Source organism: Kiloniella laminariae (assembly GCF_027214005.1).
Taxonomy (GTDB): Bacteria; Pseudomonadota; Alphaproteobacteria; order Kiloniellales; family Kiloniellaceae; genus Kiloniella; species Kiloniella laminariae_A.
Genome location: NZ_JAPWGY010000010.1, coordinates 35,841 through 52,778, shown reverse-complemented (window position 1 = coordinate 52,778; position 16,938 = coordinate 35,841). Strand labels below are relative to the sequence as shown.

Annotated in this window: 18 protein-coding genes; 7 read left to right on the top strand and 11 right to left on the bottom strand. The window is 49.6% G+C overall.

Features of this window, described 5'->3' with window-relative positions; translation table 11 throughout:
- Positions 1–7 precede the first annotated feature (7 nt).
- The gene (locus O4H49_RS18385) at positions 8–751 is read left to right on the top strand and encodes a pyridoxine 5'-phosphate synthase (protein ID WP_269424905.1); all 744 of its coding nucleotides are present in this window, start codon (positions 8–10) and stop codon (positions 749–751) included.
- Positions 752–818: 67 nt separating this feature from the next.
- Positions 819–1,247 carry a DUF1801 domain-containing protein gene (locus O4H49_RS18380; RefSeq protein WP_269424904.1) on the top strand — a complete coding sequence of 143 codons (429 nt, stop codon included), beginning with the start codon at positions 819–821 and terminating at the stop codon, positions 1,245–1,247.
- A gap of 61 nt (positions 1,248–1,308) precedes the next feature.
- On the opposite strand, the gene O4H49_RS18375 is transcribed toward O4H49_RS18380, so the two are convergent.
- From O4H49_RS18375 to O4H49_RS18340, 8 genes are all read right to left on the bottom strand, one after another.
- Positions 1,309–2,079, bottom strand: coding sequence for a hypothetical protein (locus O4H49_RS18375; RefSeq protein WP_269424903.1), 771 nt, complete (start codon positions 2,077–2,079; stop codon positions 1,309–1,311).
- Between the two features lie 130 nt (positions 2,080–2,209).
- Entirely contained in the window at positions 2,210–3,250 is a 1,041-nt protein-coding gene (locus tag O4H49_RS18370; protein ID WP_269424902.1) for an RDD family protein, read from the bottom strand.
- Complete coding sequence (locus O4H49_RS18365; RefSeq protein WP_269424901.1) at positions 3,235–4,242, bottom strand: stage II sporulation protein M; 1,008 nt, start codon at positions 4,240–4,242, stop codon at positions 3,235–3,237. The genes O4H49_RS18370 and O4H49_RS18365 overlap by 16 nt, the downstream gene beginning before the upstream one ends.
- Before the next feature lie 18 nt (positions 4,243–4,260).
- Positions 4,261–5,577, bottom strand: a complete 1,317-nt coding sequence (locus O4H49_RS18360) for a DUF58 domain-containing protein (protein ID WP_269424900.1) — start codon at positions 5,575–5,577, stop codon at positions 4,261–4,263.
- The gene (locus O4H49_RS18355) at positions 5,577–6,533 is read right to left on the bottom strand and encodes an AAA family ATPase (protein WP_269424899.1); all 957 of its coding nucleotides are present in this window, start codon (positions 6,531–6,533) and stop codon (positions 5,577–5,579) included. The genes O4H49_RS18360 and O4H49_RS18355 overlap by 1 nt, the downstream gene beginning before the upstream one ends.
- Positions 6,520–7,779 carry a DUF4350 domain-containing protein gene (locus O4H49_RS18350; RefSeq protein WP_269424898.1) on the bottom strand — a complete coding sequence of 420 codons (1,260 nt, stop codon included), beginning with the start codon at positions 7,777–7,779 and terminating at the stop codon, positions 6,520–6,522. Before O4H49_RS18350 ends, O4H49_RS18355 begins: the two co-directional genes overlap by 14 nt.
- A complete protein-coding gene (locus tag O4H49_RS18345) occupies positions 7,772–8,413 on the bottom strand; it encodes a hypothetical protein (RefSeq protein ID WP_269424897.1) in 642 nt (213 codons plus the stop codon). Before O4H49_RS18345 ends, O4H49_RS18350 begins: the two co-directional genes overlap by 8 nt.
- 320 nt (positions 8,414–8,733) lie before the next feature.
- Positions 8,734–9,285 (bottom strand): TetR/AcrR family transcriptional regulator, encoded by a 552-nt coding sequence (locus tag O4H49_RS18340; RefSeq protein WP_269424896.1) that lies wholly within the window; start codon positions 9,283–9,285, stop codon positions 8,734–8,736.
- Between the two features lie 125 nt (positions 9,286–9,410).
- Between O4H49_RS18340 and O4H49_RS18335 the strand changes: the two genes are divergently transcribed.
- Positions 9,411–10,097 (top strand): cupin domain-containing protein, encoded by a 687-nt coding sequence (locus O4H49_RS18335; protein WP_269424895.1) that lies wholly within the window; start codon positions 9,411–9,413, stop codon positions 10,095–10,097.
- A 2-nt stretch (positions 10,098–10,099) separates the two neighbouring features.
- Here the strand turns inward: O4H49_RS18335 and O4H49_RS18330 are convergent, their stop codons facing one another.
- The 3 genes from O4H49_RS18330 to O4H49_RS18320 are packed head-to-tail and all read right to left on the bottom strand — an operon-like array spanning position 10,100 to position 12,897.
- Complete coding sequence (locus O4H49_RS18330; RefSeq protein ID WP_269424894.1) at positions 10,100–11,059, bottom strand: ornithine cyclodeaminase family protein; 960 nt, start codon at positions 11,057–11,059, stop codon at positions 10,100–10,102.
- Between the two features lie 53 nt (positions 11,060–11,112).
- Positions 11,113–11,736, bottom strand: coding sequence for a helix-turn-helix transcriptional regulator (locus O4H49_RS18325; RefSeq protein ID WP_269424893.1), 624 nt, complete (start codon positions 11,734–11,736; stop codon positions 11,113–11,115).
- A 42-nt stretch (positions 11,737–11,778) separates the two neighbouring features.
- Positions 11,779–12,897: an aminotransferase class I/II-fold pyridoxal phosphate-dependent enzyme gene (locus tag O4H49_RS18320; RefSeq protein WP_269424892.1), complete on the bottom strand. Its 1,119-nt coding sequence runs from the start codon at positions 12,895–12,897 to the stop codon at positions 11,779–11,781.
- Between the two features lie 187 nt (positions 12,898–13,084).
- Here O4H49_RS18320 and eutB point away from each other — a divergent pair, with 187 nt between their 5' ends.
- From eutB to O4H49_RS18300, 4 genes are all read left to right on the top strand, one after another.
- The gene (gene eutB / locus O4H49_RS18315) at positions 13,085–14,116 is read left to right on the top strand and encodes a hydroxyectoine utilization dehydratase EutB (protein WP_269424891.1); all 1,032 of its coding nucleotides are present in this window, start codon (positions 13,085–13,087) and stop codon (positions 14,114–14,116) included.
- 201 nt (positions 14,117–14,317) lie between these two features.
- Complete coding sequence (gene ppa, locus O4H49_RS18310; protein WP_020593863.1) at positions 14,318–14,842, top strand: inorganic diphosphatase; 525 nt, start codon at positions 14,318–14,320, stop codon at positions 14,840–14,842.
- Positions 14,843–14,997: 155 nt separating this feature from the next.
- The gene (locus tag O4H49_RS18305) at positions 14,998–16,020 is read left to right on the top strand and encodes a D-cysteine desulfhydrase family protein (RefSeq protein ID WP_269424890.1); all 1,023 of its coding nucleotides are present in this window, start codon (positions 14,998–15,000) and stop codon (positions 16,018–16,020) included.
- On the top strand, positions 16,017–16,787 hold the full coding sequence (locus O4H49_RS18300; protein WP_269424889.1) for a class I SAM-dependent methyltransferase: 771 nt from the start codon (positions 16,017–16,019) through the stop codon (positions 16,785–16,787). Before O4H49_RS18305 ends, O4H49_RS18300 begins: the two co-directional genes overlap by 4 nt.
- The last annotated feature ends 151 nt before the right edge of the window (positions 16,788–16,938 follow it).

Sequence of the window (16,938 nt, the reverse complement as noted above, 5' to 3'; positions counted from 1 at the left end):
GGCCATTATGACAGTCCTGAGCATCAATCTGAACAAAGTTGCTTTGCTTCGCAATCAGCGGGATGTTGATTATCCGAGTGTGACAGGTATGGCCCGTATTGCCCTCCATGCCGGAGCTGGTGGCATCACGGTGCACCCTCGTCCGGATGAACGCCATACCCGCAGGTCAGATGTCTATGAACTGGCTGACATGCTCAAGCGGGATTATAGCAGCCCGGTCGAATTTAATATTGAAGGCTACCCCACCGAAGATTTTATGGATCTTGTCGCCGAAACAAAACCGGATCAGGTCACTTTGGTGCCGGATCACCCCGATCAGAAAACATCTGATCACGGTTGGGATATTCCGGCGCAGAGAGAGTGGTTGACAGAAATTGTTGCCCGCCTGCACGCACAGAAGGCCCGGGTCTCGGTTTTTGTGGATCATGTACCTGAAATGGCACTTGCTGCAGCAGAAATCAGGGCTGATCGGATAGAACTTTATACAGGCCCCTACTTTGAATGCTTCTTCCGCGATGACCGTGAACAGGTTTTGTCTCTTTATAAAAATACAGCAGAAGTCGCGCGAAAAGCCGGATTGGGCGTAAATGCCGGACATGACCTCAATCTTGATAATCTGGCCCATTTCCTCAGGGCGATCCCCTGGGTCGACGAAGTCTCTATAGGTCATGCCCTGACTGCCGATGCCCTCATCTATGGCATGGACGGCGCAATCAAAGCCTACCTGAAAGAGATTGCCAGAAAATCCTGATCTGAAAACTGGTCGCAGACTTGTGGGGAAGATATACTCGACTTATCTGATATCTGAATATAAGTTTATGTCCAATTTTCCTGTTCCCGAAAAAATGCAGGCGGTTTATGACGCCTATCCAGAATCTGTTAAAGATCGGCTGTTGTTTCTTCGCGAACTCATTTACGAAACAGCTTTGGCCAACAGTGTCGTCGGACCGCTTGAAGAAACTCTCAAATGGGGCCAGCCGAGCTTTCTGACAAGCAGGAGCAAAAGCGGCACAACAATTCGCCTTGACCAGATCAAGTCGTCTAATGGCAGCTGTGGCCTCTATTTTCATTGCCAGACAGATCTCGTGGATCGTTTCAGGGCACTCTATCCTGAAATCATGACCTATGAAGGCAATCGCTGTATTCTTTTTTACGCGGAAGATGATATTCCGGTGCAAGCTTTAAAGCACTGCCTTGCCATGGCGTTGACCTATCACCACGATAAGAAAACAAACCAGTCTTCGTAAAACAAAAAGCCGGAAAGATGACCTTTCCGGCTTTTTGAAATTTAATTGCCCTTAACCTGGATCAATCAAAAACTGACGCGATTTGCGAGGTAGAGATGCCTTCTTTGGATACTCTCAGGTTATTATATACCACGGCATAAAGTACCTGGAAGAATGTACCTGCAACAACATTAAAGACTGCCCCGATCAAAATCGCGACGACACTGAGCCCTGAGAGAAACAGATTCGCACTAACCAGTCCGATAACCCAGCCAATGGCCCCAACAGCTACCCCGAGAATAAGAATCAGGCCAAAAATCATCCAGCGGTTACCTGATGTCAGTTCAGCGCTTCGTTTCAGACTCGCAATTGCTCCAGGATTTTCAATCACGGCAACAGGAAGAACAACAATCAGGGCTACGGTCGCCATTATTCCTGGAACAACCAAGAGAACCATCCCGATAGCGATAACAATTGTTGCGAGAATACCAACCAGAATTACCGGAACGATGCGGGAGAGACCCTTTGACAGACATTCTCCAAAAACAACAGTGCCTCCGCTCAGGCTTTGGAAAACACCATAGGTGACGGAGGCTGCAACCAGGTACATCGTCAGCATAGAGACGAGTACGGGTAGGAAATAGCTGATGCCAAAGCCATTTGTCATCAGCTCGGCCTGTAGGGCTGCTTGATCAAAGTGACCAAAATACCAGGAAAGCAGGAGACTTGGTACCGAAAGAACGAGAACGATTAAGGTTAAAGGCACAAAGTTCTTTAAATAAACCGAAAAGGTCTTGCTTATTGTATCACCAATCCGGAACTCGTGCCCGGTAACATCTTCAACGATTGCCATATTTTCCCCCTCAGGATAATTGAGTTGTATTTATTGCCTCAAATAAACGTAAAAATAATACGGAGTAGTACAGAATATTTCAAGGAAAAGGGATTGCCTTTCCATGACGTCTTTATGACTCAAGGCAGGATCAGTCTTTCTGGTGTTTGTTTTCCTTGCGTTGACCAAAAAGCATCCTATTTTCAAGTCTCCGACGTAAAGCGGCGTAATAAGCCTCAAGGAAGGCGCGATCTTCCTCCACGCGAAAGCGGGATGACTTGCTGAGAAAACGGTTAATCCCCTGATCGCCTGCAGGCTCTGCCTGCCATTTGATCTTCTTGCGAATGCGTTCAGCGACTTCCTGGATGGTTTTCGCTGTTACTGCCGGTTTACGCAGAATTTCCTCCAGCGTTTGCAGTTCGTAGATACCGTAGGCATCAACTTGGGTATCAGTAAAGGAATAGGCTTCATGAGACGATGAAGACCTGTTCCTTTTGCTATCAGCAACAGGTGTATTACTCTGTACAATATCTTCCATCAGGACCGTCTTTGGAATGCGAACAACCCAGGTTCCTGCAATCATATCACCGACCCGCATCCTGTCCTTGTTGAAAAAAGGAATGCAGAGAAAAACACCGACCCAGACCAGACTTAACAGGGCAATCAAGGCTTGGGCAGCGTCTCCAGTAGGGACAAATAGAAGGGATAGCGGCAGAAACAGTTCCAGCTCGCGCATCAGGTTTCGCGCGAATATGGCCCCTGAAGTTAACTGCCCCCCGCGCCGGTCAACGACCCTTAGCCCCAGAAGCCTCTTGCCCGGTGTTCTGCCCTGCCAGCGAATTTCAAAAAAGATAAAATAGAAATTATACCAGAGAAAAAGCAACACTCTGATCAGGGCAAATAAGGTGGCTCCGAAATTCTCTCCGTCCGGTAAATAAAAAAAAGCTCCTGAGAACAGAAGGGTTAAAAACAAGAGGATCGGTGCACCGTATAGGAGCAGCAGATCAATAAGCACAGCCCCGAGACGATCTCCACGCGATGCCAGTTCCATCCGGACCGGCACTCCTTCGGGCGTGACGGTGTTCCGCCAGACATTATCGAGTTTCTGTTTTGTCTTTTTCCCCTCAGTCGGCGTCCCTGAACCGGGAATGCGAGCTGGAGAAACCTTGCCGGGTTCTAGCGCTCTAGACATGCTTTTCTCCCCAGATATCCGAAGTACCCCGTCCAGAACAGAAACATGCTGCCACCGATACCAAGGCGCAGGCTAATATCTGTAATCCACTGTCGACCGAAAGCTTCAAGGATGGCGGCTATCAGCAACATCAGGACACAGCCGATCACCAGCTTTCCTGCTTCCCGACCTTCTATCGCGAGGTTGGCGAGACGACTTTCCCGTCCTGGGGAGATGATTCCCTTGGCAAGGCCAAGTCCGGCGGCACCACAGAGAATAATTGCCAGCAGTTCAGTTGTGCCGTGGATGGATAACCAGGCGGCAATGTCCAGCCCAAGGCCCCTGCCAACGTAAAGAGCAACAAAAGCTCCCAAAACAGCGCCATTATAAAAAATAAGCATAACTGTCGGTACGCCAAGGGCAAAACCCAGAGCAAAAGAAAGCATGCCAACGGAAACATTGTTGGAAAAAAGATAGGAGGCAAACTGGTTAAGTGCCGATGCTTCTGCATCAGCACCGTCATAAAGGGCTTTGCGCAGATCTTCTGTTGTCGTGGCCGGTGTGCGCCCGCTGGACATGCCATCAGAAACAAAGGTGTAGTACCACTCTTCATTCCCGCTTGTCAGATAAAAGGCCAGGAAAGCCGCAAGACAGAAAATCAGCGTTGTTCCCAGGACACGCCAGCGTGCTTGCCAGACAGCAGCTGGAAAATCCTCGACCAGAAATTTGATGATCTCCCCGCCAAAACTGGCCCTGACGCCGTAAATACAGAAATAGGCCCGCGTTGATAGAAGTTCTAGATATTCCAGGAGGTTGCGATCAAGTGAAACGCCTCGGGCAACCGACAGGGAAGACAAGGTAAAGCGGTAGAGATTTGGCAAGCGGGTGAGTTCTTCTGCCGAAAGTGACGTTAACCCCTGCTTTTCAACCCGTTCAACAAGCGTCTGAAGTTCCCGCCAGGAACTTTCCCGTTCTGCCCGAAAGCGCGAACTTTTCAAGGTAAACTCAGACATTCCCTGATCTTCCCATTATCATATCAGTTCCTGTTGTTTGATCTCGAGATAGCGTTCGACCAAAGCTGCACTAACAGAGGCGGCTGGTGCCTCAAGACAGTGCACTCCCAGACGACGCAGTCTTTCAAAAACAATCCGGCGTTCACGCAGAAAATCATCCGCGATAACAGAACGGGCAATATCTGTCACTGAGCCGGGACGAAGTTGAGAGATATTCATCAACTCCCGGTCAGAAAGTGTAACAAACAGGATCAGATGACGTTTGGCCAGCCGGGTAATATTTTCGATCATCAGCTCGGCGGTGACAGTATCGACAAAATCCGTGTAGATCACAATCAGGGAACGGCGGGGCAATTTACCAAGCAGGTTCGCCAACCCCAGGGTAAAGTTTGTTTCGTCATGCTGGTATTCAAGCCGGGCACAATTGGCTTGCAGATGATGGAAAGCCCGACTGCCGCCGAGGGGCTCAGCAAACATCTGGATGCGCGAGTTAAACCCGTAAAGACCAACCCGGTCCCCGCCCCGCAAGGCCATATAGCCCAAAAGCAACCCAGCATTGATCATGTGATCAAGCTGTGGCAAGCCATCAAGAGGTCGACACATCAGGTGTCCGGTATCGAAAGCCAGAATGACATTGTGGTTACGTTCGACCTGGAATTCCTTGCAGACGAGCTTGCGATGTCGGGCGGAATGTTTCCAGTCGACGGATCGCAGATCAAAACCGGGAACATATTCTCGCAAAGCATCAAACTCGGTGCCATCGCCCTGCTGTTTCTGGACCTTTATACCATGAAAGGCATCCCGGCTGCTCAGTTGCAGCGCTGCGCTTTTAACCGCAGTAATATTGGGAATAATCGTAACGGTTTTCTTCAGATCCCAGACTGTTTTACGTTCGACCAGTCCCCAGGGACTATACCATCGCAGCCAAAGACGCGAGAGTTGACAACTTCCTCGACGCTTGACGCGTAAAGGGAATGCCAGATCAACAGGCACGCTGCGTTCCAGACGGGAGATATATGCGGGATCAGGGCGTTTCAGATAAGTCTCATCGACTTCCAGCAGAGCATCAAGGCCAAAAGCACGTTGCGTCGTATCAACCGTGAGTTTGAAATAGGCATAGTCATCGCCCCCGGCATGCAACAAAGAAGGGATATCCTGCTGCAGGTTCAGGCGGGAGGGCAAAACCATGTTCAGGCTGTCGAAACCAATCAGTAACAGAACAAAAAAGAGATAGAGCACGCCAAACAGCCAGAGACCTTCATTCCCGACAATAAGCACGAGACTGAGGGGAATTCCCAAACCTACAAGAAAAGCGGCTCGCAGAGTAGGTCGCATTATCTTGGCGCAGCCGTTTGCTCGAGGATTTCCTCTATGACACGAGTGGTGCGAATACCTTCAATTTCAGCACTTGGAGAGAGAACCACCCGATGATGCAACCCAGGCACAGCAACAAATTTTACGTCATCAGGAATGACATAATCCCGTCCCTGAAGCGCGGCATAGGCACGCGAGGCAGCGGCAATCATGGTTGCTGCACGGGGAGATCCTCCAAATTGAAGGGAAGGATGTTCACGTGTCCCACGAACAACTTCGACAATATAGTCAATGAGTTCTGAACTGATCTTGACAGAAGACACGAGCTTTCGCATTTCCTCAAGCTTATCCAGGTTAGCGACACTTCTGATGCCAAACTCATCAAGAGCCGGCATGGAGGTCTGATGCCCGTGACGGGCGACAATCGCCCTCTCTTCATCGCGGCTAGGATAACTCAGGATGTATTTGAACATGAAACGGTCAAGCTGTGCTTCCGGCAGCGGATAGGTCCCCTGTTGTTCAATCGGGTTCTGTGTCGCGATGACCAGAAATCCGGGGCCGAGATCATGGCTGGTACCGTCAATGGTCACTGAACGTTCACTCATCGCCTCCAGCAGCGCTGATTGGGTTTTGGGTGGGGTCCGGTTGATTTCGTCTGCCAGCAGAAGATCGGTGAAAATCGGTCCCTTGGTAAGCGAAAACTCGTTGCTCTGAAAATTGAACAGGTTTGTTCCCAGCACATCACCTGGCATAAGATCAGGTGTGAACTGGATACGACCAAAGTTAAGGCTCAGGGCTTTTGAGAAAGATCGCACAAGCAAAGTCTTTCCTGTCCCCGGAACGCCTTCAAGCAACAGATGCCCCTTGCACAGGAGGCTGACCATCATCAGATCAAGCGCCCCTTCCTGTCCAACGATGGTGCGGCGTACTTCATTTTTCAGACTTTCACTGATGGTCCGGAGTTCATCCAGTTCCATGCAACATCTCCTGTTTCCAACGATGAATATCCCGGGCCGCCTTGAGTGCCTGCATGACCTCAAACACCGGAGCCTCGGTGATAGAATGGGCATTTCTTATGATTTCGTGGCTGATGAGATCTGATCCACGCGCCTGTCCAACACGATCAAGCCACTGCAACAATTCATACTCTTCCAGATCTTTGGGAGCGTGCAGCCCCAGAGCGACTGTTTGCAGTGAACGCTCGGCGTAGTGCTTTAGCATCAAGGCACCGTGCCCGCCAAAAGCCAGCAGATCTGCAGTGTTGTCGATCAGGAATCCCTTGCCTGATTGGTAACTTTTTTCAGTTATTTGCGGCGGACCAAAACGTGAAATACTGGACCAGCCCAAGAGCCCGACAGTCGCAACCAGTAACAAGGTGACAACGGCAAAAGGAAATTCGAACATCCTGCGCCAGAGACTGGGTTCGCTGACATAACCGTGGGATGTTTCGTCGATCACGACACCACCAAGACCGTTTCCGGTAAGGACATCAATAATACCGATTGCCAAATAAGCATTCCCGCCATTATCCAGCCCGTGGTTGGAGAGAATATCCGGATCACTGAGTATCCAGGTTTTATCAATTCCGTCCAGAAGACCATTGGGTTGAATAAATTCAGCCAGAAGAATGCCTTTGTCGCTATAGACCAGTGGTCGCAAGATATCATCACTGCCCTGGATCAGTTGTGGCGCCTGTATCCAGGGCTGTTGGGAAAATGTCAGAATATCTTTATCCCAGGTAAAGTTTTCAAGAACATCCTCTGGTGCCCCTCGGATCAATTCGATGCGATCAGAAAAAATCTGGAGAATATTTTCAACTTCGCCGTCGGATTTCAATCTGGCAGAGCGCACCCATTTTTCATTTTCCGGGTCGGGGTAGGCATGCCATTTGGGCAAAACAACCAGAGTTCCGGCACCATAAAACTCTTCGAGCACAGCCTCTACACCCATGGTATCTTCTGGTTCAATCAGCAGGGTAACATCTGCATAGCCGGCTCTGTCCCAGGTTTTCCGACTGGTGCGAACCCGGTAATCCATCTTTTTCATCAAGCTACTAAAGGCATTATGGCCGATGGCCGACTGTGAATAGGAGTTGGTACCGATTGAGCTGAGGTGGATTATCTTGTCCTGATAGAGCGAAGCGACAAAAGCACCGGCAAACGAAAGAATACCGATCAGCACCAGCCACAGCAGTGTACGAGACGAAAAGATCCGGTCATCCATGCGTTGTTCCCCCTTTAGCTCCGGGTTGAACAAAAAGCATAAAAGCCTCACGACATTTGTTAAACTCGGATATCCCTGCCGAGCGTCCACCAAACTGCGTCAGCTCTTCCGTACCGACGATAACGGCAAGCTGTCGGGATATATCTGGATGGAGCCAGCCCAGAGCCAGAATTTCGCGGTTTGTCAATGCGGGAGGAAGTACAGCCTGATAACTGTCCCTGATGTGTTTGAAACAACAAAACAGCAGCGCCCTGATTGCAGCTTCGAACTCTCCTTTTTGTGCCAGACTATCCACATAATCCAGTGTCTCTGCACTGAGTTCTTCTGATATGGTGGCCAAGCGGGAATAGGATGGTGTCTGTTCTTCTGTCAGCTTTTGTTTCTGTGGCCGACGTTTGCGATCAATCAGGTAATTCCCCAGTGCCTTGATCAGAAGAATCCCGACCAGAACAGCAAAGCCAATCAGGATAATCTGTCCCAGAAACTCCAGGGCTGACAGATCTCTTGGTTCCGGTTTTTCTTTCGGTTTGGCTGGTTGTATTTCCGGAGTGGCCGGTTTTTGGTTGCTTGTTCCGACATGATCCTGAAGCGGTAGATCTTTCTGATATTCCTGTTCAGAATAAATGTCTTTCAAAGCATCTCCAATAGCTTGTGAAGAGGCATTTACCTGAGACGTGAAAATAATCTGAAAAACAAACAAGGTAAAACACACGTAAAAAAAGACCGTTTTGCCTAACATGCAAAACCCGCCCTTGATCCTGTCATTTTCTCCAGAAAACAGCACTGGAAATTAATCCCCCACACAACACCAGGTACTTTATCTTTTAATGGTGGATTTCCAGCTTTTGTTATCAGCAGGAACCGCGGTACCCCGAACCCTGACGGGAACAAATGCAACCATGACACAGCCATAGGAAATCTGTCTACGGTTTTTCTGTGCCGATAGAGGTCCGCTTACTCAAAAATATCCTCTGTGAGCTGGTCGAAAGTTTTTACCCCCTCCAGGTTTCGTGAGAGAATTAACCCGCCCTCAAGCAAGGCAAGAAGTTTAAGAGATTTTCTTTGGGCGTCAATCGAGGTCAGCCTTAGCTTTTCATCGCGCAGGAAGACAGCTGTTAACCAGGAAAGGTTTTTTGTAAAAAACGCCCGGGAGAGTTGTACGACATTTTCAGGCAGCGAAGATAATTCAGCCCCCAGCATGCCGCAAAGACACATCTTGTCCTCAAGTGCCAGAGCAGTCCGAAAAGCATCAACATAGCGGTGAAGCTGCTGGCTTGCACTCCCCTCACCTGCCGGCCCAAGGTTTGTCATAAACCTTTCCGTATAGCGCTCGGCTACTGCAGCTCCAAGATCACCTTTGGTGGGAAAATGATAGTGAATGCTGGCGGTCTTGATCCCGACATCAGCGGCAATATCCCTGAAGCTGAAAGCGTTATAGCCCCGGGTACGGATATACCCTTCTGCCGCATCCATGATTTTTGTGGCTGTTTCTGAAGTATTGTTCATCTCGCCCTCTTGTCTACTGATTGATAGATAGCCTCTTGAACAGTACCTTTAAAGCCTTAAATGACATTCCAAAGGCTATATATGCATAGATTGATAAATTCCAAGCATCAGTTCCGAGGACAGCAATGCGACTAAATGCCGATTTTTCACAAGCCGTGATTATTACACCAGAACTCCGGCAAAGCTCGCCATCACCGGCACCTGGTGTGGAACGTTTTATGCTCGATCGTATTGGTGATGAAGTTGCCCGGGCAACAACCATCGTCCGCTTTGCTCCGGACAAGTTCTTTCCCGAGCACAGGCATGATGGTGGAGAAGAGTATCTGGTTCTTGAGGGGGTTTTTTCTGATCAGTATGGCGACTTCCCGGCTGGTACCTATGTGCGCAACCCGGTCGGCACCAGCCATTCCCCCCATACCGTCTCGGGTTGCACCATCTTTGTCAAACTCTGGCAATTTGATCCTGGTGATCAGACACAGCTTGCCATCGACACAACCAAGGCGGATTGGAAACCCGGCAGCATTCCGGGGCAAACTGTCCTCGATTTGCATAGCTTTGGCAGTGAAGTCGTCAAAATGGAACGCTGGCAAAAGGGCAGTAAAATTACACGGCAGGCCCCGACAGGGGGTATGGAATTTCTGCTGCTGTCCGGCGAGTTGCAAAAATCTGGAGAGACCGGAGATATCTATCCAGCTGGTACATGGTTTCGCTTCCCTGAAGGCACGGAATTGGGTTTTGACTGCCTGGAAGACACTGCATTCTTCTGCAAGTCAGATCATCTTTCACAGCGTATTGAGGCCCCTGCTGTTTAGATCTATCGGACGGCTTGTTGTGTAATTGCCTGATAAACTGATTTGGCAATCACGATATCCTGTACGGCAACACCCGTCAGATCGGCAATTGTGATCGCCGCCGGCTCCCGTACAAAGGGTTTATCTGAGGACAGAAAGGTTCCCAGTTCTGTGATCCGGTCTGCAGAAATCAATCCCGCTTTGTAAGCATGGGATATTTCACCGTGATGACAGCACTGCGCTCTTGAATCCACAATAATCTGTTGTGCCCGGGCAAAGATCTCGCTGTCGAGTTCCTGCTTGCCCTCTGCATCCGCACCGATGGCTGTAATATGCGTGCCCGGTCTGATCCAGTCGGTCTTGAGCAAGGGGATTTCCGACGGGGTAACTGTGAGGATGCTGTCCGCTTTTGCACAGAGTTGCTGAAGATCCGGTTCTGCAACAACATTCAGACCCTTGGCAAGAAGATCCTGGACACAGCGGTTCAGATTTTCTTCATTGCGCCCCCAGATGACAAAACGATCAAAACGAGACAGCTCATCCAGATATTCGGCCAGCAAACGTGCCTGAATTCCCGTACCGACAATGGCGGCAACCCGGCTGTCAGGGCGGCTCAGTGTCTCTGTCGCCAGCACCCCCGCCAAGGCGGTTCGGACGTCCGTAAGAAGTCCCCCATCATTGAGCAAGGCAACGGGTTGTCCGGTGGTTGCAGAAAAAACCAGCATCATCCCGGTACTACTGGGTAAACCCTGTTTGGGATTTTCATAAAACCCGCTGGAAATTTTGACAACAAAATGTGGATCGCCTTTGATCCAGCCATACTTGATATGGCAATCACCGGGTGGATTGTCGAAGCCGAGATGCCCAACAGGGGGGACTGTAACCAGGCCTGCCGAAAAATCGATAAAACCTTGTTTCAGAGCCTGAAAGATTTTCGGCAAATTCAACTTTTGTTCAATCAGGTTTCTTTCGATGATCTGCATGGCAATCCGAACTGTTATTGTTTGATATTCCGGTTTTTCTCTGGGAAGCAAGGCTAGCTGAGCCTGGATTTTTCTTTCTGATCCTTGAGGTAGTTGTAGATGGTCGCCCGCCCCAGATTGAGAATCCGCGCCACATAGTTGGCTGAATTCTTGCCACTGAAACCTCCCTGCCCTGCCAGATCCTCTACCAGTTCACGTTTTTGCTGACGTGACAGGGTCTCTACGGTCACCCCGCGTTCCCAGGTCCAGCTCAGAATGAATTCATTGATCCGTTCGTGCCAGTCTTCCTTGAAAAGCGCTTCAGGTTTCTCGGTATTTTGAGGAACAGAAGACAGTAACTCCATCACCTGCTGTAACTGATGAAAGTGCGAGACATCCATATTGATGCAGAGAACACCGATCGCTTTGGCCTTGTCGTTACGCACGACCACACTGATTGATTTGATCCGGCGACCATCCCAGTTCACCTTCTCATAGGGACCGATCACAGCCTCTCCGCCGCGAAAGTCTATCTCGTGCAACAGAGAGGGCTCTCCCAGTTCCCTATGAGAAAAATTATTGGCAATATAGGCAGCAGTTTCGCTTTCCAGATCGTGCAGAACAACCTCGACATAAGGCTGAAACAATTTGGCAATGGCATCACAAACATCGCTATAGCGTTGCAATTCCGGGGTCATAGGCAAGAAACCTTTATTTGTCTTCAGGCATCAAGGCAGAATTTAATCTTCAAGTTCGCTTTTGACAAAATCAGATAAACGCTCCAGCCCCACCTCCAGATGTTCTGCCGGTGCCCCGATACCGACACGGAAATAACCATCCAGTCCGTAAACATCCCCCGGAAGCAACAGAATACTGCGTTCTTCGCGCAGGCGGTGAACCAGCTTGGTCGAATTGATCGGCTGGGCATAACGAACGAAAGCCATACCGCCAGCTTTAGGCGGCACGAACGAAAACCTGTTGCCATTGCGTTCCACCCAGCTAGAAAGCAATGCCAGATTTTCCTTGAGGATACGTTTGCTGCGATTGAGAATGCGGGCCCGACAGTCCGGTTGCAGCGCAATCTGGGCGACAAATTCGCTGACAGCACTGGTTGTGATCGAGGTGTAGTCCTTGCGTTGCCAGGCCTTGTAGATAACGTCTTTCGGGCCGACCAGCCAGCCGAGGCGCAATCCCGGTAAAGCCATGGCTTTCGAAAGTCCATTGGTGACAATCGATTTTTCGTACAGATCAGCAAAACTTGGGGTTTCCGGACCGTCCAGTTCGGATCCCTTATAGACTTCATCAGCATGCAGATAAAGGTCGTGATCCCGGGCAACCTGGACCAGATCAGTCATGGCTTTGGCGCTCAATAAGCTCCCAGTCGGGTTGTTGGGATGACAGATAGTGATCATTTTAGTTTTGGAGGAAATCACTTTTTTCAAATCATCAAGGTCCGGTGTCCAGTCCAGCTCTTCCCGCAGAACCACCTCCTTGACCACGACCCCCAAAGATCTGGCCCAACCCCAGATCTGGAGATAATTGGGAACAAAAACAATCAGTTCATCCCCCGGCTCCAGCACTGACATAACCATGAGGAAATTGGCTTCGGCAGAACCGTTGGTCACAATCACACTGTCTTCGTCCCGCCCCTGATAAAGTGCACTGATCGTCTGACGCAGCTCTACCGCGCCATTGGTCCAGCCGTATCCCAGCTCGATATCAAGCAGCTGTTGCTGTTCAGTCTCGCTCAGAAGCTCACGCAAGGAGTAAGGATGAACCCCGCTATCCGAAAGATTGTATTCGACAATATTTTCATAGAGAGACTGGATGCGTTCCAGAGAGAATTCTTCGATCTGCACGGAATAATACCTTTCCCATAAAGCTTCTCAGGCTTTTGTTTGAATGAAAAAAGCCGAGCTGTTTTTGATTTCTTAAAAGCTGTAACACAAATTAATTAGACGATAAAGTCTATATTGGACAATAAGTATATTTCGTGTTTTAGTATCCTGACCAACCAATCACGACAGACAACAGGATAACCAGATAATGCCCCGTACCATTTCGAGCCCTGTTATCCCCGCTCACAAATCTCTGACCAAAGGTGCTTTTACAGGTCCTGTTTCTGCCGCTGATGTGCTTCAGGCCAGCAAAAGGATTGCCCCCTATATCATCAGAACACCTTTGATTTACTCCCGGGCTCTCTCGCAACAGACTGGCGCTGAAGTCTGGTTGAAGCTGGAAAATCTCCAGAACACCGGCAGCTTTAAAATCAGGGGAGCGGCAAACCGCATTCTCCAACTGAGTGCAGAAGAAAGAAAACGCGGCATCATTACTGTTTCCAGTGGCAATCATGGGCGGGCGGTCGCCCGGGTTGCCCAAGAAACGGGGATTGCGGCAACGATTTGCCTTTCAACTCTGGTGCCTGAAAACAAGGTTGAAGCAATCAGATCCTATGGGGCTAACGTCCATGTTGCGGGAAACAGCCAGGATGAAGCCCAGGAAGAGGCCGAACGTTTGATCCGTGAAAAGGGATTGGTCTGGATTTCCGCTTTTGATGATCTGGCGATTATTACCGGACAGGGGACGATCGGTCTTGAGATCATGCAGGATATGCCAGACTGTGAAATCATTATGGCCCCCCTATCCGGCGGTGGATTACTCGCAGGTATTGCCCTGGCAACAAAATCAATTTCTTCCTATACCCGGATTATTGGTGTCTCAATGGAAATAGAACCGGGTATGGTCCGCAGTCTTGAAGCTGGCAAGCCGGTCAATGTTGACGAACACCCCAGTCTGGCAGATGCCCTTGGCGGGTCTATTGGTCTGGATAACCGCTATACATTCCCCTACATCAGAGACTACATGGACGAAGCCGTTCTGGTTAGCGAGGCATCTCTGGCCCCCGCTTTGCGGTACACTTTTGAAAACGAGGGTCTGGTGATCGAAGGCGGAAGTGCAACGGTTATTGCAGCGCTGTGTGATGGCAAAATTGGGGATATCAAAGGCAAAAAAATTGCCGTAGTTCTCAGTGGTCGGAATATCTCCACAGACAAGGTGATCAAAGCGCTAACTGATTAACCTCTCGGCCTGTTTCAACCGCTTTTTCTGGTCTCGACCAACAATCTTTACCGCGTGTGCGAAAAGAACTTGAGTTAACGGCGATTTCATGGCTCCTAATAGGCCGATTTTTAACGGCTGCCTTCTCTTCGTCTGACATAGCTGGCAGCCCGGGTTTCCGACCCCTTCAAGGGTTTGGTCTACGCTATTAGGAGAAGTCTTATGGACATTAACAAGGTATCAATCGGCAAAGACGCCCCTTGGGATGTAAATGTCGTTATTGAAGTTCCACTTCACTCTTCGGTCAAATACGAACTGGACAAAGAGTCCGGTGCGATTGAGGTGGATCGTTTCCTTCACACACCGATGCACTATCCCTGTAACTACGGGTTTGTGCCGCATACCCTTTCTGATGATGGTGATCCTGCAGACGTTCTCGTGGTTGGCTCGCTGCCGATCCTTCCCGGCGCTGTCATTCGTGTCCGTCCGGTCGGGGTCCTGGTAATGGAAGACGAAGCTGGCCAGGACGAAAAGATCCTCGCTGTTCCTGTGACCAAGCTGGATCCAAATTACAAGAACATCAAGGAATACACAGATCTTCCTGAAAACCTCATTGCCCAGATCGGTCATTTCTTTGAACATTATAAAGATCTGGAAAGCGGCAAGTGGGTTAAGGTCAAAGGCTGGGAAGGCGCAGATGTTGCTGCCAAGATGATCCAGCAGGCGATTGATAACGCTGCGAAATAACTAAGCAATATTCAATCTGTTGATTTGATAAAGGGAGCCTGTCTTGGCTCCCTTTGTTGTTTTTGGACAGTTGGTAAACATATGGGGATTATGTTTACACCCCCCCTCTTCCCGGCTAACAATGAACCTGTTTCTTTCCAATTAACGGGTTCGCCATGTTGACCGAATTCAACCCCTCCATCTCTCTCGCTTTTCTTCCGACCCCTTTGCAGCCTCTTGATCGTTTGTCCGATCTGTTGGGTGGTCCACGAATACTGATAAAGCGCGATGACTGTACTGGCTTGGCCGGAGGGGGCAACAAAACCCGAAAACTTGAATTTCTGATTGCCGATGCTCTGGAAAAGGGAGCTGACAGCATTATCACTGCCGGGGGAGTGCAATCAAATCATGTCCGGCAAACCGCTGCGGCAGCAGCCCGTTTCGGACTGGATTGTCATCTCGTTCTGGTCAGAAACGTTGACTGGGCTGACCCCGCCTATCAGACTTCCGGAAATATGGCGCTTGATTATCTTCTGGGGGCAAAGGTGTCGCTTCATCCTGCAGGAACAGATCGGGATCAGGTGATGGAAGATCTGGCTGATAAGCTGAAATCCAGTGGGAAAGTGCCTTATATCATTCCGGTTGGCGGCTCCAATGCAACCGGCGCTCTTGGCTATGCGACAGCAACAATGGAACTTCTCGAACAATGTCGCCAGTTGAAGCTTTCTCCCTGTTCCATCTATCATGCGACTTCGAGCGGCGGAACACAGGCAGGTCTGATCGCCGGATTGATCAGCGCCAAGCGTCCCTTCCCCGTTATCGGGATTGAAGTTGATGGCAAAGCCGGACCTGTAACCGAAGCAATAAAGGGAATCGTCCCCAGAGTTTTGGAAAAACTGGGCCGTTTTGAACGCTGGGATCCTGATCATGATCTTGAGGTGATTACAGGCTATGGTGGCACAAGCTATGGCTTGCCTACTCAGGCAGGACAGGAGGCCATGGAACTTCTGGCACGGACAGAAGGCATTTTGCTGGATCCGGTCTATAGTGCCAAAGCCTTTGCCGGCCTTATTGATCATATCCGCCAAAAGCGTTTCCAAAAATCGGATAACGTGATTTTTCTTCACACAGGCGGTGCACAGGCAATTGGAGCTTATCCTTCGCTCTTTACGCCCCGAGCCACAGAACAGAACCTATGAGAGCCTTCTTCCGAAAGCCAGCTCCAAAAGCATTATTAACCCAGATTGTTGCAGCCGGGCTCGCTCTTTTTTTCTGGAAAACCGTTCCACTTCTGACGCAAACAGGCGTGGGATTATGGCTGCTTCCGGTTCTTTGGGGAACGCTTGCCGCTATTTTGGGAGTGGGTCTTTTTTCACTGCCCGTCTGGTGGAGTTTTATCAATTTTTTCTTCCCCCTGGCTCTTTTTATCGCCAGTGGATTAGCCCTTCCTGCCTGGGTATATCTTGTTGCCTTTATCCTTTGTCTGGCTGTGTTCTGGAATGTGGGCAGCGAGCGCGTTCCCCTCTACCTGACCAATAGAAAAACCTGGGAAGGACTTTCAGAGCTGTTGCCGGACAAGGAGGGTTTTTCTTTTGTCGATATTGGCAGTGGCATTGGTGGTACGCTCATGTATCTGGCCAGGAAACATCCACGAGGGCAGTTCACAGGTGTTGAAAATGCACCAGTCCCCTATGTGATCTCCTGGCTTTGGCAAAAGATAAGCAGATCGCCAAACATCACCTGTCGATATGGGGACTATTGGCAGATGGATTTTTCATCTCAGGATGTCATCTACTGCTTCCTCTCACCCGAACCGATGCCAAGAGTATATGAGAAAGCAGCCCGTGAATTGAAAAGCGGCGCTTTGTTGATCAGTAATTCTTTCGATGTTCCTGACCATCCCCCGCACCAGGTCATTCAGTTGAATGATCAGCGAAAAACAAGATTGTTGATCTGGAAATTCTAAATGTCGCCAAAATTCTAATGGTGGAGGTGGTAGAGCTAACCAAGGATCAAGATCTCACAATGATTTAAGTCGAAACCACAGGTGTTATTCCGTGGTTTGCTCAGGGCCTCAACGATGCGTGTAGATGTGATCCAGCCGTTTATATGTATAA